Here is a 24550-nt window from a genome sequence, read left to right on the forward strand (position 1 = left end):
TTTAATTATTTTAACTATCTTTAAAATATATTTTAGCAGCAAAGCTTACTGCTAAAATTATCATTGAACTTATTAATAAAATTGAAACCAACATTTTTTACCCCTTTAAAAATATCTATAAAGCACAGCATTAATTCCACTTGGCATATCACTTGTGCTTTCTAATTCTTCAATTTCTTCATATTTTTTACGAGCTTTTTGCTGCTCTTGATGATTTGAACCTTCTTTTTTATCTCCAAAATTCATAGCAAGACCCGTAAAGCCCATATTTACAAGGCTATTTTTAAATTCTTGCTGATTTGCTATGAAAAGATTTAAAGTATTTGCATTGTTTGAATTAAGATTTATATGTAAGTTATTACCCCTTGCAATCATAGTAACATTAACTTCTCCTAATTCTTTAGGATTTAAATTAATGCTAACTTTATGGCTTGGAGCTTTGAATTTTTCTATTTCTTCCTTAAAATCTCTTGTAAAATTATCAATTACTAATTTAGTTTGTTCTTTACTAAGTTCTTTATTAGGATTTAAAAAATCAACTTTAAGATTTTGTGGTAGATTTAGCTTTTCTTTATTATCTTGAGTTTGGCTTGAGTTTTCATCTAAATTATCTTGCAAATTTTCTTCTACTATATTTAATTCAGGTAGAATTTTATTTTCATTTTCTTTTGTTTCTTGGGTTTGAATTTGAGTTTTATTTGCTTGAATTTGTATATCTTTTATATCATTTTTAATTGTGTTCGGAGTGATTTTAGGACTTTGTGTTTCTATATCTTTTGAAACGATTTTAAATGCTTCTTCTTTTATATCTTTAGTTTGTTTTTTATCATCATTTGCAATTTTGCTTAATAACTCATTTAAAGCTCCAGTTTTTAGAGTTTTTTCAGCGTTTATAATAGGTTCGTTTGTATTATTAGATACAATTTTTTCACTTTTTACTGATAATAAACTTTCTAAATTTGGTTTTTTAATTTCAGTATTTTTTAAATTCTCTTCAATTTTTGTATTTTTGTTTAATGCGTGTGAGAAGAAATTTTGCTCATATAATTTAGGATATGGTTTAGCAAAAATTTGCTCGTTATATTCATTATTTTTAATTTTTTCATAAGTTATATTGCTAAGCCCTAATTTATGCTCTTTTGCAAGTTCTACTAATGAATGAACGCTATTTGTATTTGCAAAACTTTCTAAACTAGCTTTATTATTAACAATATTTTTTAAGTTAAAAAAATCATTTAATTTTACATTTTTTTTATCTTGCTTTAATATGTCTAAAAAATCTAAAATCTGAACGAAATTCAAATCATCTAAAAGTTCTTTTCCATATTCAACATCTTCCATAGAAGTCTTAATATCTTGCATAATTTCAGCATCACTTATTTGCAATCTTTTAGGTAAAAATTCATTCATTTCTTTTGCATTTTGCACTATTTTTGATACTTTATCTTGTAGAGTTTTTGGATTTTGTAAAAGACTTGCTAATAAATTTGGCTCTTGTTTGCTTGTTTTTTCATTTAATAAAGTTGAAGCTAGATTTATATTACTAAATTGTTTTACATCTTTATTTTTTATTTCATTTTTTGCTTTAAATACATTTTGCATTACCAATAAATTTTTAGTATCTTTTACATCGGTTTGATTAAATAATAAATCAGCAAAACCTTCTCCGCCAGACTTTTTAGAGCCTTTACCTTTTTTAGAATTTAGATTTTTTACATCTTGTAAAATTAATAAATCTTTCATAATAATCCTTGTTTAAAACTTAATGGGATTTAGCAAAATTCGTTCCAAGTTTTTGTGATTTCATATTTAAAAATTAACCTAAATTAATTAAACTTTTACTTTAAAATCAAGGAGAAAACATTGAGTATTAGAAATATAGCAGTAATCGCACACGTTGATCATGGTAAGACTACAATGGTTGATCAGTTATTAAAACAATCAGGAACATTTAGCGAAAGAGACCAAGTTGATGAACGCGTTATGGATAGTAATGATATTGAAAAAGAGCGTGGAATTACAATTCTTTCAAAAAACACAGCAATTAATTATAAAGGCACAAAAATTAACATAATTGATACTCCAGGCCACGCAGATTTTGGTGGAGAAGTTGAGCGTGTTTTAAAGATGATTGATGGGGTTTTATTAATTGTTGATGCTCAAGAAGGTGTTATGCCACAAACTAAATTCGTTGTTAAAAAAGCATTAGCATTAGGTCTTAGACCAATAGTTGTGGTAAATAAAATAGACAAAGCTGCAGCTGAACCTGATAGGGTAATTAATGAAGTATTTGACCTTTTTGCTGCACTTGATGCAACTGATGAGCAATTAGATTTCCCTGTAATTTATGCAATTGGAAAAGAAGGTATTGCAAAAAATGAATTAGATGATGATAGTAAGGATATGCAACCTTTATTTGACAAGATAATTGAGCATGTTCCAGCACCAAGTGGTAGTAATGAAAATCCTTTACAATTACAAGTATTTACATTAGGTTATGATAACTTCGTTGGTAAAATTGGAATTGCTAGAATTTTCAATGGAACAATTTCAAAAAATCAAAATGTAATGTTAGCTAAGGCTGATGGGACAAAACACACAGGAAGAATTTCAAAACTAATTGGATTTTTAGGTTTAGAAAAAATGGATATTGATAGTGCTAGCACAGGAGATATCGTAGCAATTGCAGGTTTTGATGCTTTAGATGTTGGAGATAGCGTAGTTGATCCTAGCAATCCTATGCCACTTGACCCACTGCATATAGAAGAACCTACTTTAAGCGTTGTATTTAGCGTAAATGATGGACCTTTAGCAGGAACTGAAGGAAAGCATGTTACAAGTAATAAAATCGCTGAAAGATTAGAAAGCGAAATGAAGACAAATATCGCTATGAAATATGAAAATATTGGCGAAGGTAAGTTTAAAGTAAGTGGTCGTGGTGAATTACAAATTACGATTTTAGCTGAAAATATGAGAAGAGAAGGTTTTGAGTTTTGTCTTGGACGCCCTGAAGTTATCGTAAAAATTGAAAATGGAGTTAAAACAGAGCCTTTTGAAAATCTAGTTATTGATGTTCCTGATGAGTTTAGTGGAACGGTTATTGAAAAGCTTGGAAGAAGAAGAGCTGAGATGAAAAGTATGGTTCCAACAGGAGATGGACAAACTAGACTTGAGTTTGAAATTCCTGCTCGTGGGCTAATTGGATTTAGAAGTCAGTTTTTAACAGATACAAAAGGTGAAGGTATAATGAATCATAGTTTTATGGAATTTAGACCTTTTGTTGGTAGTGTTGAAAAACGCCAAAATGGAGCATTAGTGAGTATGGAAAATGGTGTTGCATTAGCTTATTCATTATGGAATCTTCAAGATAGGGGTGTTTTATTTATAGACCCTCAAGCAAAAACTTATGTTGGTATGATTATAGGCGAGCATAGTCGTCCGAATGACCTTGATGTAAATCCTATAAAAGGTAAAAACCTAACCAATGTTCGTGCTAGTGGTAGTGATGATGCTATTAAATTAGTTCCACCTAGAAAACCTACTTTAGAGCGTGCTATGGAGTGGATTGAAGAAGATGAATTAGTAGAAGTAACTCCAATTAATATTCGTATTAGAAAGCGTTATTTAGACCCAACTCTAAGACGCCGTATGGAAAAATCTAAATCTTAATTTTTATTCTTTCTATTCTAAATCTTTTAAAGAATTTAGAATAGAAAATTAAAATGTTTGAAAATAAAGCTTTTAAGACTTCTGTTAAGCAAAAACAATTAAAATTAAAAGATTATGAGAAAAGCAAAACCTATTAGAATGTGTATTATTTGCAAGATTAGAAAAAATCAAACTGATTTAAAGCGTTTTCAAGTGTCTTTAAATGAAGTTTTATTTCAATTTAATAGCGGTAGAAGTATGTATTTATGTGATGAATGCCTTAAAAAAGATGATAGTGATTTTTTAAAGTCTTTGCAAAAAGTTATAAAAATTAATATAGATAAAAAAGAACTTGCTAGTAAATTAAAAGAAAGGTTTTTAAATGGCGAATATAAAAATTAGTGAAATAGCAGCGGAATTAGGTTATCAAAATAAAGAAACTTTAGAAAAAATTAATGAATTAGGATTTGATTATAAATCACCTCAAAAAGCTGTAAGTGAAGATGTAGCAGCAGCAATATATGAGTATTTAAAAAATGGAACAATTCAACAAATTTTAAAAGATGAAGTTGCAAAATCAAGTAAAAGTGCCAAAAAATCTAGTACAAAATCAACTACTTCTAAAACAACAAAAAGTAAAACTGAAAAAGCTGAAAAAAGTACAAAGACTGAAAAGATTGAAAAAACAAAAAAAACTGAAAGCAAACAAAAAGAAATTCTTAAAGAAGAAACCAAAGAAGATAAACAAGAAACTAAAGAAGAAAAAATAGTAGAAGAAAAAATCACTAAGGTAGAAGTTAAAGAAGAAATGAAAAGCAAAGAAATAGCAAAAGAAGAATTAGTGCAAGAAGAACCTGTAAGTCTTGCAAGAAGTGGGCTTGAAAAACGCCGTGGCTTAGTAATCATTAAGAAGAAAAATGCAGTAAAAGAAGAAGTTAAAGAAGAGGTTAAGCCTAAAGCTCAATCAAAAGAGCCCGTATCGTTTGCTTCAATATTTAGCACAGATGAAAGCTTAAAAAAGAAAAAAGCTAAAAAAATAGTTCCAGCAGCAAGAAAAGAAAGTTCATCTAAGATGGATTTTGATACTAATTTTGCAGAGATTAATGATGATGAAGATGATGTTGTGGTTATGCCTGATTTTTCATTTAATGAAAGAAAAGAAGATATTGAAAAGCCTGCAAAGGCACAAACTTCATTAAGAAGTGCATTTAATAACCAAATCAATCAATTTACAAATACTTCAATAGCAAGGTCTCGCCGTAAAAAATCAAAAGCATATAAAAAAGAACAAAGTAGCGAAGAAATTACAAGTATTAAAATTCCTAAGGAAATAAGACTTTATGAATTAGCAGAGAAGTTAGGTAAAAAAGATAGTGAATTAATTTCAAAATTATTTATGCAAGGAATGATGACTACTAAAAATGATTTCTTAGATGAAGAAACTATTGAGATTTTAGGACTTGAGTTTGGAATTGAAATAAGCTTTTTTGATGAGACTGCACAATTTGATTATGTTGCTGATTATGAAGAAAATCAAGAAGAATTAAAAGATATTAAAGTTCCTGTTGTAACAATTATGGGTCATGTTGATCATGGTAAGACAAGTTTGCTTGATTATATTAGAAATAGTCGTGTAGCAAGTGGCGAAGCAGGTGGAATTACTCAGCACGTTGGTGCTTATATGGTTAATAAAAATGGTAAAAATATAACCTTTATTGATACTCCAGGTCACGAAGCATTTTCAGCTATGAGAGCTAGGGGTGCTAGTGTTACTGATATAGTAATTATTGTTGTTGCAGCTGATGATGGTGTAAAACCACAAACAAAAGAAGCAATTTCGCATGCAAAAGCAGCTGGTGTTCCAATCATTATCGCTGTTAATAAAATAGATAAAGAAGCAGCAAATCCTGATAGAGTTAAAACCCAATTAGCAGAGCTTGATATTATGCCAACTGAGTGGGGTGGAAGTCATGAATTCGTTCATATTAGTGCTTTAAAGGGAACTGGAATTGAAGATTTACTTGAAATTATCTTATTACAAGCTGAAATTTTAGAGCTTAAAGCAAATAAAAATACAGCTGCAAAAGCAAATATAGTTGAAAGTTCTTTACAAAAAGGTCGTGGTGTAGTAACTACTGTGATTATGGAAAATGGAACGCTAAGAGTAGGAGATACCGTTGTAGCAGGCATTGCTTATGGTAGGGTAAAAAGCATTACAGATAGCAAAGGTAATGCATTAAAAGAGATTTTACCAGGCGAGTGTGGTGTAATTATGGGTCTTAATGAAATTCCTGATGCAGGTGAAACATTAATTAGTGTTGCGACTGATAAAGAAGCAAGAGATTATGCACAAAAACGCCACGAATATTTAAGACAAAAAGAATTAAGCAAATCAACAAAAGTAAGCCTTGATGAATTAAGTGCAAAAATTAAAGAAGGGAATTTAAAATCATTACCTGTTATTTTAAAAGCCGATGTAGGTGGAACATTAGAAGCTATTAGAGGAAGTCTTGAAAAGCTTTCAAATGATGAGGTAAAAGTTGATATTGTTTTAGGTGGTGTTGGTGGAATATCTCAAGGAGATATTGCTTTAGCACAAGCTAGCGGTGGTGTTATAGTTGGCTTTAATGTTCGTCCAACAGGGGATATTAAGGAAAAAGCAAAAGAAGCTAAGGTTGAGATTAAAACATATAATGTAATTTACAATCTAATTGATGAAATTAAGGCTATTTTAGGTGGTTTAATGAGTCCTATTATTAGCGAAGAGCAACTCGGACAAGCTGAAATTAGACAAGTAATCAATGTGCCAAAAGTAGGACAAATAGCAGGATGTATGGTAACTGATGGAAGTATAGTAAGAGGGGCTAAAATCCGTGTTATTCGTGAAGGTGTTGTAGTGTTTGAAGGAGAGATTAGTTCACTTAAACGCTTTAAAGACGACGCTAGAGAAGTTAGCAAAGGTTATGAATGTGGTGTTGGTATCGTTGGATTTAACGATATGAGAGAAGGCGATTTTATAGAAAGTTATAAAGAAGTTCAAAGTAAGGCTAGTTTATAATGAATGATAAAGCACAAATAAAACGCCTAAGAACACAAAGTTTGCTAAAGGAATTAGTAGGAGAAGCTTTAGCAAACTTAGATGATCCTTTATTAAGCGGTCTATTGGTAAATGATGTAGATTGCAAAAAGGGTCGTTATGACGCTTTTATATATTTAGATAAAATGTCGCTTACAAAAGATGAACAAAATTTAGTTCTTTCTAAGCTAAAAAGAGTTAGTAAAGTATTGCAAGCTCATTGTTTAGGAGCGCTTGGTATGTATAGATGTCCAAATTTTCATTTTAGGTTTGACGATAGTTTAGATAAAATTAATAGAATAGAAGAATTATTTAAGCAAATTAATAAGGAAAAGAAATAAATGGAGCTAGAGAATTTAGCTAAACAGCTTAATTTAGTGATTTATGATACTGAATTAGCAAAAGAAGGCAATAACTTTATTTATAGAATTTTCATCTTAAAAGATGGAGAAAGTAAATCAGTTAGCCTTGATGATTGCGAGCAATTTAGTAGATTGATTTCTCCTATACTTGATTTAAATCCACCTACAGATGAAAAATACTTTTTAGAAGTAAGCTCTCCTGGACTTGAAAGAAAGCTTACTAAAATAGAGCATTTTAAACTTAGTATAGGTGAGATACTAAAAATTAAAACTAAAGAAAAAGAAGAAATTATCTCAAAATTACTTGGTGCTGATGATGAAAAAATCACTTTAGAAGATGGCACAATTTTAAACTACGCAGATATTAAATCTACAAAAACTTATATCTATTGGTAAGGCAAAGCCTTACCTATATACTCTTACTCAAATTAATAATCATTAACAAAATCAAAATTAGAAATAAAAAAAACAAAGAAATTTAAAGGAATTTGATGAAAACTATTACAAAAAAAGATACAAAAACCTTAGCATTAAGTGCATTAGGTGGGACATTAGAATTTTATGATTTTATTATATTTGCATTATTTACTCCGTATTTTACACATCATTTTTTTCCAAAAGAGCTTGATGAGAGTATAAAATTATTAAATACTTATGGAGCTTTTGCTGCAGGGTATTTAGCTCGTCCATTAGGTGGAGTTATAATGGCACATTTTGGAGATAAGTTTGGTAGGAAAAATATGTTTTTATTAAGCATTATTTTAATGGTAATTCCTACATTTATTTTTGCGATTATGCCTACTTATGAGCAAATTGGCTATTTTGCTATTGCTATTTTATTAGCTATTAGATTAGTTCAAGGCGTTGCGATTGGTGGAGAGTTACCTGGTGCTTGGGCTTTTATATATGAGCATAGTCCTGATAATAAAAAGGCATTATTTTTAGGAGTTTTAACTAGCGGGGTTTGTGGTGGTATTACTTTAGGAGCTTTAAGTGCGTTATTGCTTCAACTAAATTTTACAGAAGATGAAATAAAAGATTATGCGTATAGAATTCCTTTCTTAATCGGTGGTATTTTTGGTCTAATTAGCATTTATCTTAGAAGATTTTTGCAAGAAACTCCTATTTTTAAGCAACTTCAAGCTGAAAAGCAATTAAGCGATTTTCCTATAAAATCAGTCATTAAAGATTATAAAATGGAAATAATTTTATCAATGTTTTTAACTATTGTTCTTACTGCTTGTGTTTTAGTATTTTTAATAATGATGCCTAATTTTATGAAAGGTATTTTAAATATTAATCCTGCTTTAAATACTAGTTTACAAATTATTGCTAGTGTTAGTATGATGATTGGACTTGTTGTTTGCGGGGCATTGGCTGATAGATTTAAAGCTAGTTTAATTTGCAAAATTTTTGCTATTTTATTAGTTTTTACTAGCACTATGTATTTTTATTCTTTATATGTTTTAAAGGATTTTGCTTTAACTTGTATATTTTATTTTGCTTCGGCGTTTTTTGGTGGTATTGTTAATTTTACATCATTATTTATGTGTAGGCTTTATAAGGCTAGTATTAGATATACAGGCATAGGATTTTCTTATAATTTAGCTTATGCAATAGCAGGATTTTTAACTCCAATTATCGTAGTTCAATCACACGGAAAATTTGATATTGGTAGTGGATATTACATTATTTTCATATGTTTAATTGCTTTTTTAAATTCTGTATTTTTTGACAAAATTATAAAAAATAAAAAATAAAGAATTTGATTTTAAGATAAACTCTAAAAATTTTTAGAAGTTTATCTTATTTTGGAATAAGTTTTGCTTTTATCAAAATATAAAATATTTAAGGAAAGTTATGCAAAACGGATTTTATCAAGCTACAGGAGCAATGGTTACTCAACTAAATCGCTTAAATGTTATCTCTAATAATTTAGCTAATGTAAATACTGCAGGTTATAAAAGAGATAATGTAGTAATTGCTGATTTTAAAAGGCTTTATGATGAAGAAATGCAAAATATGCCAATTGATAATCATACAAAACAAGCTGCAAAATATATAAATCAAACCATAAATAGAGTTCCTAATATTGATATAGAATACACAGATTTTAGCGTAGGTGCAATCCGTCCGACCAACAATCCTTTAGATATTGCAATCAAAAGAAGTGATTGTTTTTTTATGGTTCGCTCATCAGATGGTAGTGTGAAATTTAGCAAAAATGGAGCATTTAGCCTAGATGAAGATGGCTTTATAGTTACAAAAAATGGAGATAGATTATTAAGCTCAAATTATTTTGAAGACCCTGCAAATGATGGCATTCAAGTAGGAGATAATCAAAGATTAACTATTGATTCAGATGGAAATGTCTATTTAGATGGTGAAGTAGCAAATAGGATTTTTGTAGCTAGGATGGATGATACAAGGGATTTAGAAAAGATAGGAGATAATCTTTATAAACTAGATGATTTAACTAAAATGCAAGATTTTGAGGGTTCAAATGCACTTGCGAGTGGGTTTTTAGAAATGAGTAATGTAAATGCCGTTAATGAAATGGTAGGTCTTATAGAAACTCATCGTTTAGTTGAAATGTATCAAAAAGTAATGACTAGCCATATGGATGAGCTAAATAGCGACGCAATAAATAAATTAGCAAATGTTAAATAGGAGTAAAAATGCTTAGGTCTTTATATACAGCAGCAACAGGAATGATAGCACAGCAAACACAAATTGATACAACATCTCATAATATTGCCAATGTAAATACTATGGGATACAAAAAAAATAGAGCAGAATTTGCTGATTTAATGTATCAAGTAATGGAATACGCAGGCACTAGCACAAGCACAACAACGCAAAGTCCAACAGGTATTGAAGTAGGTCTTGGAGTTCGCCCAACAGCAATTACAAAACAATTTACACAAGGTTATTTTAAAGAAACAGGCAATCAATTAGATATGGTAATAGCAGGTAATGGTTTTTTCCAAGTTCAGCTACCTGATGGCACTACGGCATATACAAGAAATGGTGCTTTTAAGCTAGATAGTGAAGGAACTATCGTAAATAGTGATGGATATAGATTAATCCCTGAAATTACAATCCCTGAAGATGCAGTTGCTATTGGGATAGGAACTGATGGGGTTGTAAGTGTAATTCAAGCGGGTAATCCTGAAGCAGTGCAACTAGGTCAAATTGAATTAGCAAACTTCATAAATCCTAGTGGCTTACACGCATTAGGGGATAACAATTTCCTTGAAACTAGTGCTAGTGGAGCAGTTGTTGTTGGCACTGGCGGGACTAATGGTTTTGGTCAAATTAAGCAAAACTTCGTAGAGATGAGTAACGTGCAATTAGTAGAAGAAATGACTGATTTAATCACAGGTCAAAGAGCTTATGAAGCAAACTCTAAAGCAATCACTACAAGTGATGAAATGCTATCAATCGTAAATGGACTTAAAAGATAAATAATATAGATTGAAATTCTTATAATTTTATAAGAATTTCAAATACGAATTACTTAAAAGTAACTTCTAATGCTTGTTTAATATCAGCTATTAAATCATCAGCATTTTCAATACCAACAGAAAGCCTTACAAGACCTTCGCTAACTCCAGCTTTTATTAATTCAGCTTCATTTAATTGTCTATGAGTATGACTTGCAGGGTGTAAAATACAACTTCTTGCATCGGCTACATGAGTTGCTATCATTATTAATTTTAAGCTATCTAAAAACTTAACTGCCTTAGCTTTATTTGCTTTTAATGTAAAGCTAATAACCCCACAAACCCCATTAGGCATATATTCTAAAGCTAGATTATAATAAGGACTGCTTTTTAGCATAGGGCAATTTACGCTTTCAATATATTCATTATTTTCTAAAAATTCTGCAATTTTTTTCGCATTTTCGCAGTGTTTTGCCATTCTTAAAGGTAGGCTTTCAATATGAGTTGATAGCATATATGCACTAGTTGCAGGTAAGCAAGCACCTATATCTCTCATTAATTGAACAATCATTTTTACAATATACGCTAATTTGCCAAATTTTTGCGTATAGATTAATCCGTGATATGACTCATCAGGGGTATTAAAATCTGCAAATTTTTTAGGATACTTACTCCAATCAAAATTACCACTATCAAGCACAACCCCAGCAATCACACTTGAATGCCCATCAAGATATTTAGTGGCTGAATGAATAACAATATCAGCTCCGTGTTTTATAGGCTGGCAATTAATAGGAGTTGCAAAAGTATTATCAATTACTAACGGAATTTCATTTTCGTGAGCAATATTTGCAAATCTTTTAATATCAAGCACTACTAAAGCAGGATTTGATACGCTTTCAGCGTAAATTAATTTTGTGTTTTCTTTAATAGCTGCTCTTATTTCATCATCTGTGCTATTTGCACTAATAAAGGTGCAATCAATTCCAAATTTTTTAAGCGTTACGCCTATTAGATTTATACTTCCACCATAAATCTCATTTACGCAAACTAAATGATCTCCTGCTTTACAAATATTTGTAATTGCAAAAAATATAGCTGCTTGTCCGCTAGAAGTTAGCACCCCAGCAATTGCTCCTTCTAATTTAGCAATTTTACTAGCTACATAATCATTTGTAGGATTTGCTACTCTTGAGTAAAAATATCCACTTTCTTCTAAGTCAAATAATTTTCCCATAAATTCACAAGAATCGTATTTGTAAGTAGTTGATTGAATGATTGGCACTTGCCTACTTTCGCCATTTTTTGGCTCATAACCTGCGTGAATACATAAAGTATCTTGTTTTAACATTTTCTCTCCTTTAAAAAAAATATTAGTTTAACTTTATTTTAAGTATTTAGCAAGTAAAAAATGGCAAAATTAGTTAAAAAAGGAGAAAAAATGCCCGTTAATATAAAAACTAACCTTCCAGCAAAAGTTTTACTAGAAAATGAAAATATTTTCGTAATGGATGAAGCAAGAGCAAATTCTCAAGATATTCGTCCATTAGAGCTTGTGATTTTAAACCTTATGCCAATAAAAGAAGAAACTGAATTAGAATTACTTAGAATGCTTTCTAATACGCCTTTACAAGTAAAAATCACGCTTTTAAGAATAGCAAGTCACGAGAGCAAAAACACTTGTCAAAGCCACTTAAACGAGCATTATTTGGTATTTGATGAGATAAAGCATAAAAAATTTGATGGAATGATAATAACAGGAGCTCCGCTAGAACAATATGAATTTAGCGAAATAACTTATTATGATGAATTAGTTAGTATTTTAGAATGGAGCAAAAGCAATGTTTTTAGCACTCTTCATATATGCTATGGTGCGATGTTTGGGCTAAATTATCATTACAATATTGCAAAAATTCCTTTAAAAAAGAAATTAAGCGGAGTGTTTTATCACGATGTAATTGATAGTAAAGATGAGATTTTAAGGGGAATTGATGATGTGTTTTTAGCTCCACATTCAAGGCATTCAGGAATTGATGAATTAGCCTTAGCAAATCATAAATCTTTAGTGATTTTAGCTAAAAGCGATTTAGCAGGAAGCTATTTGATAAGAAGTGCTGATAGAAGACAAGTTTTTGTCCTAGGTCATCCTGAATACTCTCGCACTACTTTAGATAATGAGTATAAAAGAGATATTAAAAATGGCTTAGATGTTGATATTCCTTATAATTATTATAAAGATGATAATCCAAACAATCCTCCAAAACTTACTTGGAGAGCTCACGCAAATTGTGTTTATATCAACTGGCTAAATTATTATGTATATCAAACTACACCTTTTGAATTAGACAAACTTAATTCAATTAATTAATTAAGATTTAGATTTTCTAAATCTTAATTAGATTTTTTTAACTCCGCTTTCATTCATATAATTTATGAAATCTTGTCTTAATTCTTCTTCTTTTTGTTTGATTTTTGCTAGTTCTAATTCTTGCTCTTTTTTCTTTTCATTTTCTTTTATATCTGTTTTGATTTGTTTTAATGAGTCTAAAAAGTCCATTTTTTCTCCTTTTGATTTTTGTATTATATTATTTAAATAATGTAATAAATAACTTTTAAAAATATAAATTCAATATGTTTTATTTAATAAATTTTTGCATAATGCTAAGTCGTAAAGAGTTAAAAAGAGATAATTTTATTAAATCAAAGGAGAGAATTTGAAAACCATAATCGCATTAGATTTTGACACCTTAGAGCAAAGCCGTGAATTTGTATCAAAACTATCAGCAAAAAATCTTGAAAACTATGCAAAAGAGCATAATTTAAAATTAATTATGCCTTATTTAAAAGTCGGTATGTGGCAATACTACACAGCTGGAAATGACTTTTTAAAAGAGCTAAAAGACTTAGGTTTTAATATATTTTTAGATTTAAAATTAATTGATATCCCAAATACTATTTATAATGCTACTAAGACACTTTTAAAAAATGATATTGATATTTTAAGCCTTCATTCTTTTGCAGGCGAGCAAGCTTTAAAGGCTGCTGTTAATGCTAAAAATGAATTAGGTAGCAAGTGTGAATTATTTGGAATTTCTGTATTAACTTCGTTTGAAGAAGAAGAATTTAAAAATGATTTAGGCTTTAATGGAAGCATTAATGATTGCGTAAAACAACGCTGTTTAATCAGCAAAAAAGCAGGTCTTGATGGCATAGTAAGTAGTGCTTATGAAGCAAAATTTGCTAAAGATTTAGGACTTAAGGCTCTTACGCCTGGCATTAGATTTTTAGGCAATGATGCAAATGACCAAGCAAGGGTTGCTACGCCAAAATTTGCTATAGAAAACAATATTGATTATATTGTAGCTGGTAGAATGATTACAAAGAGTTCTAATCCTATTAGAGCTTATTTTCAATGTATAAAAGGAGAAGAAAATGAATAAAGAAGTTGCAAGTGAAGTTGTAAAAATATTAAAAGATTGTGAAGCAATATTTATTAATACTAAAGAGTTTTTCACATATTCAAGTGGTATTAAAAGCCCTATATATTGTGATAACCGTGTGTTAATTAGCTATCCAAAAGAGCGTAAAATCATAGCAAATCATTTAGCGAATTTGATTAAAGAAAAAGCAGGAGATGTTGATTACATAGCAGCAACTGCTACTGGAGCTATTGCTCACGGAGCTTGGGTGGCTGATATATTAAACAAACCATTAGTATATATATTATCAAAAAACAAAACCCACGGAAGAGCAAAGATGATTGAAGGAAGCTTTAAGCACGGAAGCACTTGCGTTGTGCTAGAAGATTTAATCTCAAGTGGCGGTTCAAGTATTGCTGCTGTTGGTGCTGCTAGGTCTCACGGATTAGATGTAAAAGGTGTGTTTTCAATATTTAGCTATGAATTAAATCAAGCTAAGAAAAATTATGAGAGTATTGATTGCCCTGCTTATTCGCTTAGTGGATTTTCTGCATTTAGTGGATTTTTAAGCGATGAAGAAGTAAAAGTTCTAAACGAATGGCGTGACGCTCAAGAATAAAATAATTTTAATTTCAAATTCCGATTTTGGAATTTGAATATCTTCAGACCTTCTTTACTTTACAAAAAATAATTTTTATAATATTTACTTAATAATTAAAATTAAGGAGAAATAATGGCTTTTAAGAACGCAGTAGTTACAAAAGAATTTGATGAAAAATACAAAATGACAGATATTTTTTGCAATTATACAGATAGCTTATATTATAAACAAAATCATATGTTGCCTGATGAGAAAAGAATAGTAATAGATGAAGAATTAGATTGTTTTATAATGCTAGGTTATAATTTTTTAGACCCTGAATTAGAGCATGCAAGACTTAGCAAAGGCTTGTGGATTTTGTATTATAAAGGTAATTTGATTGAAGTTATACTTGATTATGATTTTGATATAACAATAGATGGTGTTTTATATGATAAAGTTTGGAGTATTTTTGATATTAAAAACAATGAATTATTAAGTGAAAAAGAAGTTATAAATCTTCTTAAAGAAATATTAGATGTTTATAATCTTTCTGGTGCTTGGGAAACAATTGACGGCTATAAAGTATATGTAAGAGATGAAATAATAAAAGAATAAATATTTTAAATCCTAATTCAAATTCTTTAAAAATTGTGGAATTTTAAGTAGGAATTTGGTTTAAAAAAAGGTAAGCAAATGGCTTTTAAAAACGCAATTATTGATGATAGATTAGAGAAGAAATATTCTTTTGTAGATATTTGTATTGAGCATACTAATGATTGGTATTTAAGACAACATCATAAATTTCCTTTTGAAGAACGCATTGTAATAGATGAAGAATTAGACTGCTGGTTTATGAATTGTATGTATTTTGATGACCCAGAACTAGACCATGCAAAACTTAATAAATCTTTGTGGATTTTATATTATAAAGGCGAACATATAAGGATAATTTTAGATTATGATATCAAACAAGAGATTGATAATGTAGTTTATAATAGAGTTTATAAAATTCTTTCTATAAGAGATAATAAAACATTAAGTGAAAAAGAAATAATAGCCTTATTAAGAGAAATATTAGCTGTTTATAAATGGAATGGAAGCTTAAATAATGATAAAGAATTTAAAGCATATATAATAGATGAAGTGCTAGGAGAATACTTATAACAAAAGGAGATTTTATAATGGAAAAAAGTATTGTAAAAATTGTGATTTCAATTGTAATATTGTCTATTTGTTGTTTTTTATTTACGATAATTTTTTTTGTATATGATACTTTTTATATGTTTTTATCAATTACACAAGCACCTTATGGAAGTTTATTAGGCTCAATATTTATTATACCTTTATGTTTTTTAACTCATATAATATATAGCAAGATATCAAAAGAGTTATGTTTAATATTTTTATCTATTATGTTTTGTTTTTCTTATATTCCTGTTTTGACCTTATCAATAGGCGGAATAATAGCTTTGATTTTGCCATTTATGTATTATTATTTATTAGTAATGTTATATAAGAAATTCTTTAAAAGTAAATCAAGTTTTATAGGCAATACACAGCTTAGAGTAGATTTTAAAACTATACAAATTGATAACGAAATTTATGAAAAATATAAAATAAATGAAGCACTTGCTAAATATAATATACAAGATACCATATTCAACACAAAAACAATACTATTTAATAAAGAGCTTGATTGCTTTTTTATTGATTGTGATTTAAATTCAAATAGAATATTTTGGATTTTAAAATATAAAACAGATATTATTAAAATACTTCTTGTGCATAAAAAGCGTTTATCAACTGATACTGCTATATTTGTAATCATAGATATTGCGGGTAATAATTTACTTAGCGAAGAAGAAGTGATTTATTTATTAAAAGAAATCTTAGATATTTATAATCAAGATAAACAAATAAAATACACATTATTAGATAAAAAATATTAAATGATTAAAGAAATTTTAAAATTCATAATTATATTTGCTTTAACTCTTATAAATGCTGTTTTTATATATCTTGCAATTAAATCTTGTTTTATTGAAAATTATTTGTTTTTAATGTTTGTTTATATGTTTGTTCATTATTTTGTTTTATCAATGAAGTATTTTTATGATAAATCAAAATTTTTTGCTATTGTTTTATTTAGTTTAATTTCGCTTATTTTTGTAGTAGAAAATTGGCTATATTTTATAATTTTTATCGCTATTTATATCCTTGTAATTTATATATTAAGAGAAGTTGATACAAGCAATGCGATTTATGTGATTAATCCAAAAAGATTTGATTTAGTTCATATAACTTTTGGATTTTTAATGCTGCTTTCATTTATTAGTATTGTAAGCTTTTTAAAAGATGAATTAATTATTTATAAAATAATCGGCGTAGTAATTATATTATGCACTTTAATTATATTTTGTGGTGTTAAAAGAGTGATTTGCTATGAAGATTGCTTGGTGTTTGTAAAAGGCTTAGGAGTTAGCAAAATAAAATATGATGATATTAAGGAATATTATTTTTTTAAAACAAATTTTAAAAATACTATAAGAATTTTTTTAAAGCAAAAAAGATTTAAGATTTTTTATAAATCTTATGAGCTTTCCTTTAATAAATTTAATAAAAGCGATTTAGAAAAATTAGAAGAATTAATCAATAAAAATGAAAATAAAAATAAAGGAAGTATATTTCAATGGATTTAAAAGCGTTAGAGCTGATTTTAAATACTTTTTATTCTATAAAATACTTTAGCTTATTCAATAAAATTACAAAAAGTAACACAAAATATTGATTTTTATCAAATTTAATCAAAAAAATTATAAAAAACATAATTTCATTCCATAATAAAAGTCTATATTAAAAAAAGGAGTGATTATGAACGATAAACCAATTTGTTATGTTCCTAGTAGAAGAATTGGCGAAGTTTTTAGTGGTGTTCCATCATTTTTAGGGTTACCTAAGATTCATAATGATGAAGAACTAAACAATTATGATATTGTAGTAATGGGTGTGCCTTGGGAAGGGGTTTGCACTTATGGTAATTATTCAGGTTGTGAGTTATCTACAAAAAATATTAGAGCTGCTTCTGTTAGATATGGTGGATATTTACCAGAATTTGATTTAGATGTATTTGATTATTTTACTGGTGGAGATTTTGGTGATTGTGCTATAGAAAATGGTAATTATGATTTTTCTTTTAATAGCATAAAAGATAAGTATTCTAAAATAATGAAAGCTAAAAAAATCTCTGTAGTATTTGGAGGTGATCACTCAATATCATTTCCGTTAATTAGTGAGTTTGCTAAGGCACATAATGGAAATATAGGCATTATTCATTTTGACGCACATATGGATAATATGGATAAATTTGGCGAAGAAAAATTAGCTAGATGTTCTCCTTTTCATAGATTATACGAAGACCCTTATATAGACCCTACAAAAATGGTGCATTTTGGAATAAGAGGACCTAGAAACAATCCAAATGGTTTAAAAGAAGCAAAAAAATTTGGAGCTCATGTAATTACTGGAATGCAAGTAAAAGAAATGGGTTGGAAAGCTGCTATAAGCGAAGCAATTAAAATTGCAAGTAATGGCACAGAAGCTATTTATGTAACTATATGCTCTGATGTTTTAGATATAGCATTTAATCCGGCAGGCCCACCTGATCCTTGTGGTCTTAGCACATATGAGCTTGCTATGATGTTGCACGAATGTGGAAAAGCAGGTGCTAGTGCGTTTGATTTTGTTGAATTATATCCAGGAAAAGACCCACAAAATACTTCAGGGCATGTAGCGGTGTGGATGAGTATATATTTTTTAACAGGTCTTACTAAGTATAGATTTAATATTAAATAACATATAAAAACATAAAGGGGAATTATGCAAAATAAATATACTTGGAAGGATAAAATTAAAGCAATAGGGCCAGGAGCTGTAGTTACTGGCTCTTTTGTTGGCCCTGGAACAATTACAACTTGTACTAAGGCTGGAGCTGGATTTGGCTTTGCTTTACTTTGGGCTGTTTTATTTTCAATAATAGCTACTATTATATTGCAAGAAATGTCAGCAAGACTTGGAATAATTACTCAAAAGGGATTAGGCGAAGCCATATTAAACACTTTTAAAAGTAAGATTGGAAAAATATTAAGTGGAATTTTAGTGGGCGGTTCTGTGGTTTTAGGTTGTGCTGCTTATAATGCAGGGGATTTAACTGGTGCTGCACTAGGTCTATCAACGATAACTGGGATAAATATAACTTCTCTTACTCCTTATATGGGGTTGTTTGTATTTGTATTATTATGGATGGGTAGTTTTGATATTATCAAAAAAATCTTTATGCTATTGGTTATTATAATGGCTTTGATTTTTATCTTAACAATGTTTGTTGTTAAGCCAGATTTTTCTTTAGTTTTTCAAGGATTATTATTACCTACTTTTCCTGATGGCAGTTTATTTACTATCATTGCAATTATAGGGACAACTATTGTGCCTTATAATTTTTTTATACATTCAGCAACCGCTAAACGAACTTGGAAAGATGCTAGTGAATTAGAACTATCAAAATGGGATATATATTTTTCTATAACCACAGGTGGAATTATTACAGCCGCTGTTGTAATTACAGCTGGTGTTGCAATGATAGGAATGGAAGTAAAAAATGCTTCTGATATGGCTATACAACTTAGACCATTATTAGGTAATTATGCTGAAATAGTTTTGGGTGTTGGTATATTTGCTGCTGGACTTGCTTGTTCTATCAGTTCTCCTATGGGAGCTGCTTATGTTATGAGTGCTTTTTTAGGTTGGGATTATAGGCATAACGATATTCGTTTTAAATTAACCTGTTCTGCAATATTATTAATTGGAGTAATTATTTCTTCAACTGGATTTAATCCTATAACTTTAATATTTACAGCTCAAATTCTAAATGGCATAATACTACCTGTAATTGTTGTTTATTTGGTGTATATTACATCAAGCAGTAAGGTTTTAAAAAATCATAAAAATAACAATATTAAAATATTTTTAGGTATTATCATCGCTTTAATTTCTGTGATTTTAGGCGGAAGTAGTTTAATTAGTGCGATAGGAAATATAATTTAAATATGCAAGAGTTGTTAGATAGATTAGTAAAAGATAATATTAAATATACAAAATTAGGAAGATTGGCAAATTATATCCCAGAGCTTAGCAAGGCTAAATTAGACGCTTTGGGAGTTTGCGTGATTGATAAGGATTATAATGTTTTTTGCTCGGGTGATAGTGAGCTAAGGTTTAGTATTCAAAGTGTTTCTAAAATAGTTACTTTAATGTTAGCTTTATTAGATAATGACTATGAATATGTATTCTCAAAAGTAGGTGTTGAGCCTACAGGAGATGCCTTTAATTCAATTATGAAACTTGAAACATCAAACAATAAAAAGCCATTTAATCCAATGATAAACGCAGGTGCTATTGCTGTTGCTTCTATGATTAAAGGCAAAAATGCTGAAGAGAGATTTAATAGAGTGCTTGAGTTTTTTCGTTTGATTACTGATGATAATGAAGCGTCATTAAGCACTAAAATATACGAAAGCGAAAATAAAACAGGCAATAAAAATAGAGCCTTAGCGTATTTTATGAAAAATGATGGGATTATTAGTGATGATGTTGAGGTGGCTTTAGAAGTTTATTTTAAACAATGCTCAATACTAGCTAACACAAAAAGCCTAGCTAAATTAGGATTATTTTTAGCTAATGATGGGCTTAAAGATGGTAAGCAAATAGTTAGTAAAAAAATAGCTAGAACGATTAAGAGTTTAATGCTAACTTGTGGAACTTATGATTTATCAGGAGAAATAGCTGTAAGGGTAGGACTTCCATGTAAAAGTGGTGTGGGCGGTGGTATGGTATCGCTTGTCCCTAGAGAATTTGGTATAGGGGTTTATGGACCAGCACTTGATAGCAAGGGTAATTCAATAGGTGGTGTTAGGATATTAGAGGGTTTATCTAAAGCTTTAGATTTATCAATTTTTTAAATTAATCTAAAATAATTAAAAGTATCTAGTAATTTTGTGCTTTATATTTTGAGTTTTAAGATTTAAATTCTTATAATTTCACTATATTAATTTGCATATTTTATAAGGGCTAATGTGATAGAATGGATATATAATAAATTAATAAAAGTTTTTGTTGCAACTTGTTTTAAAGTTTTGATATTTATTGTTTTATTATATGTAATATCTTGGTCTTTTTTAATGTTATATATGGATACTTTTATACTTACTTTAATACCATTAAGATACTTATTGCCATGGTTTTTTATAGATGACGATGATGCTTATGCTCGAGGTTTTTTGTTGCTTATGATATGGAGTTATTTTAGTATATCTGCGACTAAAATCTATTGTAAAAATATTATTAATTTTTATAAAGGCGAGAAAGATTTAGGCTTTTTATTTTATTTTACCTTATTTAGTATTCTAAATGCGTTTTTTAAATTTTGCTTTTTAAAATTAGGAGATATTCACAATAGCACTTTAACTCTTGCTATTGCTTTAATATCTACGATTTTAATTTATTTTTATATAAATTATACGATTAAGAAAAGAAAATCATATTAAAAAACATTTACAAGCTTTAACGATATTACAAGGATAATTGAAAAATAAGAATTTGAAATTCCTATTTCAAATTCTTAAATCTTTTTATGTTTTTTAACATATCAATACCAATTAGGCAATTGCTCTAAACTATCGCAATCTTGAAATATACCTTTCATTTTAACAAAATCTACAATATTAAAATCAAGTATTTGATTAAAATTATAACAACCGCTAAACATATAACTCATATCGGTTACTTTTGAAGTATCAAAAATTAAAGCTTGATTGAAACGTGAACACTTAAAAAACATATAACTCATATCGGTTACTTTTGAAGTATCAAAACTTAAAGCTTGATTGAAATTCTTGCAAACAGCAAACATACTTCTCATATTAATTACACTTGAAGTATCAAAGTTTAATGGTTGATTGAATTTAAAACACACTTCAAACATATGGCTCATATTAATTACACTTGAAGTATCAAAGTTTAATGGTTGATTAAATTCAAAGCAATTTTCAAACATATGGCTCATATTAATTACACTTGAAGTATCAAAGTTTAATGGTTGATTAAATTCAAAGCAATTTTCAAACATATGGCTCATATTAATTACACTTGAAGTATCAAAGTTTAATGGTTGATTGAAACTACGACAATCACTAAATATATAACTCATATTGGTTACTTTTGAAGTATTAAAGCTTAATGGCTGATTAAAGCTATGGCAACCACTAAACATATAACTCATATTAGTTACATTTGAAGTATCAAAGCTTAATGGTTGATTGAAACTACGACAATCACTAAACATATAACTCATATTGGTTACTTTTGAAGTATTAAAATTTAAATCTTTATTAAAATAACAGCATTTAAAAAACATACCACTCATATTTGTAACTTTTGAAGTATCAAAGCTTAATGGTTGATTAAAGCTATGGCAACCACTAAACATATAACTCATAGTTTCAACTTTGGAAGTATCAAAATTCAAAGCTTGATTAAATCTGAAACAATAATTAAACATATCACTCATGTTGGTTACATTTGAAGTATCAAAGTTTAATGGTTGATTAAAGACAAAACAATTTTCAAACATATGACTCATATCGGTTACATTAGAAGTATTTAAAATTAAAGCTTGGTTAAATTGCTTACAATCAAAAAACATATAGCTCATATCTTTAACTTTTGAAGTATCAAAGCTCAAAGCTTCATTAAAATACTCGCAATTACTAAACATAGCACTCATATCAGTTACATTGCTTGTATCCCATTCGTTTATCCCACTAAAGTCTTCTCTAACACTGTTTTTAAACAATCCACTCATATCAGTAATTAAACTCGTATCAATATCGCCTAGATAAATAGTCTTATTTTTTACTAACTTTTTTAATTCTTCTTTTGTGGTAGGCTTATATTTTTTCATAAAATCTCCTTTAATTTTGCCAAAGCTATATCAAATATATTGGCTCTTTTTCTTTCATAACAAACACTATTTTTGCATTTAGGGCATTTAGATGGTGGTAAATCATTTGCATTTAGGCAATCGCTTTTATGAATTATCACCACTGAATACCCACAATCTTTACAAATAAACTTACTTGGCTTTGGTGCTATTGGCATTTATACTCCTTTAAAGAATTTGAAAGTCATATTTCAAATTCTTTTTGTTTTTTTATTTTTTAAAAATTTTATTTACAGCACTTAATAAAAATCCACCTACTGCCATAATCTTCTCTTTATTTTCAACAACAAAATCAACTGCTTTTCCAACACCATCGCATAAGTTATCCCAAAAGCTTTTTTCTATCTTTTCATCAGCTAAAGCTTTGTAATCTTTTGTGGTGCTTGTTGATTGATTGTTTGATGAATTAAAATTATTTGTATTAGGCTTTACTTTTTCGTTGCTTTTCCAGTTGTTTTTATTTTCGTTTATCTTACCTTTAAATACTGCTCTTTTTTTGCTGGGAGTATAATCAATGATGAAGTCAAGTAATTTTCCTAAATTATATGGGTTTTCTTGAATGCCATTTCTGCTCTTACCTGATGAATAATATATAGGCTCAATCCTTACGCTAGTTGTCTCATATATCCTATCACTAATTATCTTTACACTTTCATCAAGATATTTTATAAGCTCTTCTTCTGGATAAGGACTATCACCCTTCACCCAAAAATCTCCTTCTAAAGCTTGATCACACTTATTAAGCGCTATTAATATTCTATCTTTTGCGTTTTCTCCTAAGGCAGGGATTATTACATTAGTAATTAGATGATAGGTAGTGCCTAAATCACGAGTCTTTGCATCTACAATAACTAAAACTAAATCTATTAAAGCATTTCCTTTACTATCTTTTTCGTGAAGCTTTTTATTGATTTTTGCAATATGCTCACTATCTTTTATCCCATCTCCTAAACCTGGACTATCCCATAAAACAAGGTTTCTTCCTATTTCGTATTTTTTAATCTCCATTGTTTGTGGTTTGCTAGTAGTTCCGATTTCGCTAAATTCTTGCTTGTATTCATCACCCATATTAAAAAGCGAATTAATAGTAGAGCTTTTGCCAACTCCTGTTCCGCCTGTAATTAATATATTTAGCTTTGTGTTTGCTAGTTTTTTGATATTTAGCTTTAGCTTAGTTTTATCTTCTTCATCTAAATCTGATTTGTTTAATATCTCATCTAATTCTGCATACTCTTCTTTAGATTCTTCTTGTTCTTTATAGTATTTCATAACTTCTGTTATATTAGACATATCAGGTATTAATGCTGTTGAAGTTGGTTTTTGATAGTTTAAAATATCTTTTGATTTAAAGCTGATATGATATGCTTCTTCAATCAAAGCAGCTAATTTCATTCTGTTTTCTAAATCAAAATCTAAATCTTTTAATAAAATATCTAAATATCTTTTTTCAACGCATTTTGTTTCATCTTTTACAAATTGAAAAGCAAAATTATGAATACCAAGACATTTATCTTTTTCTTTAACAAAATTTAAAATGTTTTCTTTTAATATTTCTTTTTTACTTTCTTCTAGGTCTGTAAATTCTTTTAAAATTCTTTTGATTTCCATTTTTTATCCTTTTTATTTTTAATTTTTAAATATTTATGATTAGATAAAAAATGCTTTCTAAGTTCCTTTAAAAATAGATGAAGGTTTTTGAGTATATTCTAAAGAGTTATACCCCCCCCCATATAAAAGAAAAAATAACTTTCATTTATTCTCCTTTCTTGATTTTTCTTGATTATAACACATTGAATGTCAAAATTCTGTCCATATAAAATTTTTTAAAAATATTTTTTAAATTTCATTAATTTTTACAAGAATTTGAATTAGTAATTTAAAAAAACTATGATTTAGATTTAAGTATTTTATATAAATAAAAGGAATTTCAATTAAGAAATTCCTTGTGGGGTGTTTATTAGAA

25 protein-coding genes are annotated in these 24550 nt (G+C 28.6%); 19 read left to right on the forward strand and 6 right to left on the reverse strand.

Annotated elements, in window-relative coordinates; translation table 11 throughout:
* Nucleotides 1-105: 105 nt before the first annotated feature.
* Nucleotides 106-1743 carry a flagellar hook-length control protein FliK gene (gene fliK, locus AVBRAN9331_RS03040; RefSeq protein WP_336606690.1) on the reverse strand — a complete coding sequence of 546 codons (1638 nt, stop codon included), beginning with the start codon at nucleotides 1741-1743 and terminating at the stop codon, nucleotides 106-108.
* Nucleotides 1744-1863: 120 nt separating this feature from the next.
* Here fliK and typA point away from each other — a divergent pair, with 120 nt between their 5' ends.
* The 8 genes from typA (at nucleotide 1864) to flgG (ending at nucleotide 10553) form a co-directional block, all read left to right on the forward strand.
* On the forward strand, nucleotides 1864-3669 hold the full coding sequence (gene typA, locus AVBRAN9331_RS03045; protein WP_214116827.1) for a translational GTPase TypA: 1806 nt from the start codon (nucleotides 1864-1866) through the stop codon (nucleotides 3667-3669).
* A 114-nt stretch (nucleotides 3670-3783) separates the two neighbouring features.
* Nucleotides 3784-4050 (forward strand): DUF448 domain-containing protein, encoded by a 267-nt coding sequence (locus AVBRAN9331_RS03050; protein ID WP_336612367.1) that lies wholly within the window; start codon nucleotides 3784-3786, stop codon nucleotides 4048-4050.
* Nucleotides 4031-6706, forward strand: a complete 2676-nt coding sequence (gene infB, locus AVBRAN9331_RS03055) for a translation initiation factor IF-2 (RefSeq protein ID WP_336606689.1) — start codon at nucleotides 4031-4033, stop codon at nucleotides 6704-6706. Before AVBRAN9331_RS03050 ends, infB begins: the two co-directional genes overlap by 20 nt.
* Nucleotides 6706-7065 carry a 30S ribosome-binding factor RbfA gene (rbfA, locus tag AVBRAN9331_RS03060; protein WP_214116821.1) on the forward strand — a complete coding sequence of 120 codons (360 nt, stop codon included), beginning with the start codon at nucleotides 6706-6708 and terminating at the stop codon, nucleotides 7063-7065. The genes infB and rbfA overlap by 1 nt, the downstream gene beginning before the upstream one ends.
* Nucleotides 7066-7482, forward strand: a complete 417-nt coding sequence (locus AVBRAN9331_RS03065; RefSeq protein ID WP_336612368.1) for a ribosome maturation factor — start codon at nucleotides 7066-7068, stop codon at nucleotides 7480-7482.
* Nucleotides 7483-7577: 95 nt separating this feature from the next.
* Nucleotides 7578-8846, forward strand: a complete 1269-nt coding sequence (locus tag AVBRAN9331_RS03070; RefSeq protein WP_336612369.1) for an MFS transporter — start codon at nucleotides 7578-7580, stop codon at nucleotides 8844-8846.
* Between the two features lie 100 nt (nucleotides 8847-8946).
* Nucleotides 8947-9756: a flagellar hook-basal body protein gene (locus AVBRAN9331_RS03075; protein WP_214116815.1), complete on the forward strand. Its 810-nt coding sequence runs from the start codon at nucleotides 8947-8949 to the stop codon at nucleotides 9754-9756.
* An 8-nt stretch (nucleotides 9757-9764) separates the two neighbouring features.
* Nucleotides 9765-10553: a flagellar basal-body rod protein FlgG gene (gene flgG / locus AVBRAN9331_RS03080; protein WP_214116814.1), complete on the forward strand. Its 789-nt coding sequence runs from the start codon at nucleotides 9765-9767 to the stop codon at nucleotides 10551-10553.
* A 49-nt stretch (nucleotides 10554-10602) separates the two neighbouring features.
* Here the strand turns inward: flgG and AVBRAN9331_RS03085 are convergent, their stop codons facing one another.
* Complete coding sequence (locus tag AVBRAN9331_RS03085) at nucleotides 10603-11883, reverse strand: O-acetylhomoserine aminocarboxypropyltransferase/cysteine synthase family protein (protein WP_214116812.1); 1281 nt, start codon at nucleotides 11881-11883, stop codon at nucleotides 10603-10605.
* A gap of 90 nt (nucleotides 11884-11973) precedes the next feature.
* On the opposite strand from AVBRAN9331_RS03085, the gene AVBRAN9331_RS03090 reads away from it, so the two are divergent.
* A complete protein-coding gene (locus tag AVBRAN9331_RS03090; protein WP_214116810.1) occupies nucleotides 11974-12900 on the forward strand; it encodes a homoserine O-succinyltransferase in 927 nt (308 codons plus the stop codon).
* 27 nt (nucleotides 12901-12927) lie between these two features.
* Here AVBRAN9331_RS03090 and AVBRAN9331_RS03095 read toward each other — a convergent pair whose 3' ends face one another.
* Entirely contained in the window at nucleotides 12928-13089 is a 162-nt protein-coding gene (locus AVBRAN9331_RS03095) for a hypothetical protein (RefSeq protein WP_214116808.1), read from the reverse strand.
* A 157-nt stretch (nucleotides 13090-13246) separates the two neighbouring features.
* On the opposite strand from AVBRAN9331_RS03095, the gene pyrF reads away from it, so the two are divergent.
* The 10 genes from pyrF to AVBRAN9331_RS03145 all read left to right on the forward strand — a co-directional run bounded on the left by pyrF (nucleotide 13247) and on the right by AVBRAN9331_RS03145 (nucleotide 21133).
* The gene (gene pyrF / locus AVBRAN9331_RS03100) at nucleotides 13247-13972 is read left to right on the forward strand and encodes an orotidine-5'-phosphate decarboxylase (RefSeq protein WP_214116806.1); all 726 of its coding nucleotides are present in this window, start codon (nucleotides 13247-13249) and stop codon (nucleotides 13970-13972) included.
* Entirely contained in the window at nucleotides 13965-14570 is a 606-nt protein-coding gene (pyrE, locus tag AVBRAN9331_RS03105; RefSeq protein ID WP_214116805.1) for an orotate phosphoribosyltransferase, read from the forward strand. The genes pyrF and pyrE overlap by 8 nt, the downstream gene beginning before the upstream one ends.
* 114 nt (nucleotides 14571-14684) lie before the next feature.
* Entirely contained in the window at nucleotides 14685-15149 is a 465-nt protein-coding gene (locus AVBRAN9331_RS03110) for a hypothetical protein (RefSeq protein WP_336612370.1), read from the forward strand.
* Between the two features lie 78 nt (nucleotides 15150-15227).
* A complete protein-coding gene (locus AVBRAN9331_RS03115; RefSeq protein WP_336612371.1) occupies nucleotides 15228-15698 on the forward strand; it encodes a hypothetical protein in 471 nt (156 codons plus the stop codon).
* A 17-nt stretch (nucleotides 15699-15715) separates the two neighbouring features.
* On the forward strand, nucleotides 15716-16483 hold the full coding sequence (locus AVBRAN9331_RS03120) for a hypothetical protein (RefSeq protein WP_336612372.1): 768 nt from the start codon (nucleotides 15716-15718) through the stop codon (nucleotides 16481-16483).
* Nucleotides 16484-17233, forward strand: coding sequence for a hypothetical protein (locus AVBRAN9331_RS03125; RefSeq protein WP_214150558.1), 750 nt, complete (start codon nucleotides 16484-16486; stop codon nucleotides 17231-17233). It begins immediately after the preceding gene.
* A 172-nt stretch (nucleotides 17234-17405) separates the two neighbouring features.
* A complete protein-coding gene (locus AVBRAN9331_RS03130) occupies nucleotides 17406-18386 on the forward strand; it encodes an agmatinase family protein (protein WP_239803038.1) in 981 nt (326 codons plus the stop codon).
* Nucleotides 18387-18410: 24 nt separating this feature from the next.
* Nucleotides 18411-19634, forward strand: a complete 1224-nt coding sequence (locus tag AVBRAN9331_RS03135) for an Nramp family divalent metal transporter (RefSeq protein WP_336612373.1) — start codon at nucleotides 18411-18413, stop codon at nucleotides 19632-19634.
* Between the two features lie 2 nt (nucleotides 19635-19636).
* Entirely contained in the window at nucleotides 19637-20548 is a 912-nt protein-coding gene (gene glsA, locus AVBRAN9331_RS03140) for a glutaminase A (RefSeq protein ID WP_214150556.1), read from the forward strand.
* A gap of 114 nt (nucleotides 20549-20662) precedes the next feature.
* On the forward strand, nucleotides 20663-21133 hold the full coding sequence (locus AVBRAN9331_RS03145) for a hypothetical protein (RefSeq protein ID WP_336612374.1): 471 nt from the start codon (nucleotides 20663-20665) through the stop codon (nucleotides 21131-21133).
* A 101-nt stretch (nucleotides 21134-21234) separates the two neighbouring features.
* Here AVBRAN9331_RS03145 and AVBRAN9331_RS03150 read toward each other — a convergent pair whose 3' ends face one another.
* The 3 genes from AVBRAN9331_RS03150 to AVBRAN9331_RS03160 are packed head-to-tail and all read right to left on the reverse strand — an operon-like array spanning nucleotide 21235 to nucleotide 24195.
* The gene (locus AVBRAN9331_RS03150) at nucleotides 21235-22548 is read right to left on the reverse strand and encodes a BspA family leucine-rich repeat surface protein (RefSeq protein ID WP_336612375.1); all 1314 of its coding nucleotides are present in this window, start codon (nucleotides 22546-22548) and stop codon (nucleotides 21235-21237) included.
* Complete coding sequence (locus tag AVBRAN9331_RS03155; protein ID WP_336612376.1) at nucleotides 22545-22745, reverse strand: hypothetical protein; 201 nt, start codon at nucleotides 22743-22745, stop codon at nucleotides 22545-22547. Before AVBRAN9331_RS03155 ends, AVBRAN9331_RS03150 begins: the two co-directional genes overlap by 4 nt.
* A 52-nt stretch (nucleotides 22746-22797) precedes the next feature.
* Nucleotides 22798-24195 (reverse strand): GTPase family protein, encoded by a 1398-nt coding sequence (locus tag AVBRAN9331_RS03160; protein WP_336612377.1) that lies wholly within the window; start codon nucleotides 24193-24195, stop codon nucleotides 22798-22800.
* Between the last annotated feature and the right edge of the window lie 355 nt (nucleotides 24196-24550).

Origin of the sequence: Campylobacter sp. RM9331, from assembly GCF_020137685.1 — a bacterium.
Lineage (GTDB): Bacteria > Campylobacterota > Campylobacteria > Campylobacterales > Campylobacteraceae > Campylobacter_E.

Coding starts and splice junctions, on each gene's coding strand:
- AVBRAN9331_RS03150 (WP_336612375.1), bottom strand. CDS start 22,548: ATGAAAAAATATAAGCCTACCACAAAAGAAGAATTAAAAAAGTTAGTA.
- AVBRAN9331_RS03160 (WP_336612377.1), bottom strand. CDS start 24,195: ATGGAAATCAAAAGAATTTTAAAAGAATTTACAGACCTAGAAGAAAGT.
- infB (WP_336606689.1), top strand. CDS start 4,031: ATGGCGAATATAAAAATTAGTGAAATAGCAGCGGAATTAGGTTATCAA.
- AVBRAN9331_RS03075 (WP_214116815.1), top strand. CDS start 8,947: ATGCAAAACGGATTTTATCAAGCTACAGGAGCAATGGTTACTCAACTA.
- AVBRAN9331_RS03085 (WP_214116812.1), bottom strand. CDS start 11,883: ATGTTAAAACAAGATACTTTATGTATTCACGCAGGTTATGAGCCAAAA.
- rbfA (WP_214116821.1), top strand. CDS start 6,706: ATGAATGATAAAGCACAAATAAAACGCCTAAGAACACAAAGTTTGCTA.
- AVBRAN9331_RS03070 (WP_336612369.1), top strand. CDS start 7,578: ATGAAAACTATTACAAAAAAAGATACAAAAACCTTAGCATTAAGTGCA.
- AVBRAN9331_RS03090 (WP_214116810.1), top strand. CDS start 11,974: ATGCCCGTTAATATAAAAACTAACCTTCCAGCAAAAGTTTTACTAGAA.
- AVBRAN9331_RS03110 (WP_336612370.1), top strand. CDS start 14,685: ATGGCTTTTAAGAACGCAGTAGTTACAAAAGAATTTGATGAAAAATAC.
- AVBRAN9331_RS03095 (WP_214116808.1), bottom strand. CDS start 13,089: ATGGACTTTTTAGACTCATTAAAACAAATCAAAACAGATATAAAAGAA.
- pyrE (WP_214116805.1), top strand. CDS start 13,965: ATGAATAAAGAAGTTGCAAGTGAAGTTGTAAAAATATTAAAAGATTGT.
- flgG (WP_214116814.1), top strand. CDS start 9,765: ATGCTTAGGTCTTTATATACAGCAGCAACAGGAATGATAGCACAGCAA.
- AVBRAN9331_RS03120 (WP_336612372.1), top strand. CDS start 15,716: ATGGAAAAAAGTATTGTAAAAATTGTGATTTCAATTGTAATATTGTCT.
- fliK (WP_336606690.1), bottom strand. CDS start 1,743: ATGAAAGATTTATTAATTTTACAAGATGTAAAAAATCTAAATTCTAAA.
- AVBRAN9331_RS03135 (WP_336612373.1), top strand. CDS start 18,411: ATGCAAAATAAATATACTTGGAAGGATAAAATTAAAGCAATAGGGCCA.
- AVBRAN9331_RS03065 (WP_336612368.1), top strand. CDS start 7,066: ATGGAGCTAGAGAATTTAGCTAAACAGCTTAATTTAGTGATTTATGAT.
- glsA (WP_214150556.1), top strand. CDS start 19,637: ATGCAAGAGTTGTTAGATAGATTAGTAAAAGATAATATTAAATATACA.
- AVBRAN9331_RS03155 (WP_336612376.1), bottom strand. CDS start 22,745: ATGCCAATAGCACCAAAGCCAAGTAAGTTTATTTGTAAAGATTGTGGG.
- AVBRAN9331_RS03130 (WP_239803038.1), top strand. CDS start 17,406: ATGAACGATAAACCAATTTGTTATGTTCCTAGTAGAAGAATTGGCGAA.
- AVBRAN9331_RS03115 (WP_336612371.1), top strand. CDS start 15,228: ATGGCTTTTAAAAACGCAATTATTGATGATAGATTAGAGAAGAAATAT.
- AVBRAN9331_RS03125 (WP_214150558.1), top strand. CDS start 16,484: ATGATTAAAGAAATTTTAAAATTCATAATTATATTTGCTTTAACTCTT.
- AVBRAN9331_RS03050 (WP_336612367.1), top strand. CDS start 3,784: ATGAGAAAAGCAAAACCTATTAGAATGTGTATTATTTGCAAGATTAGA.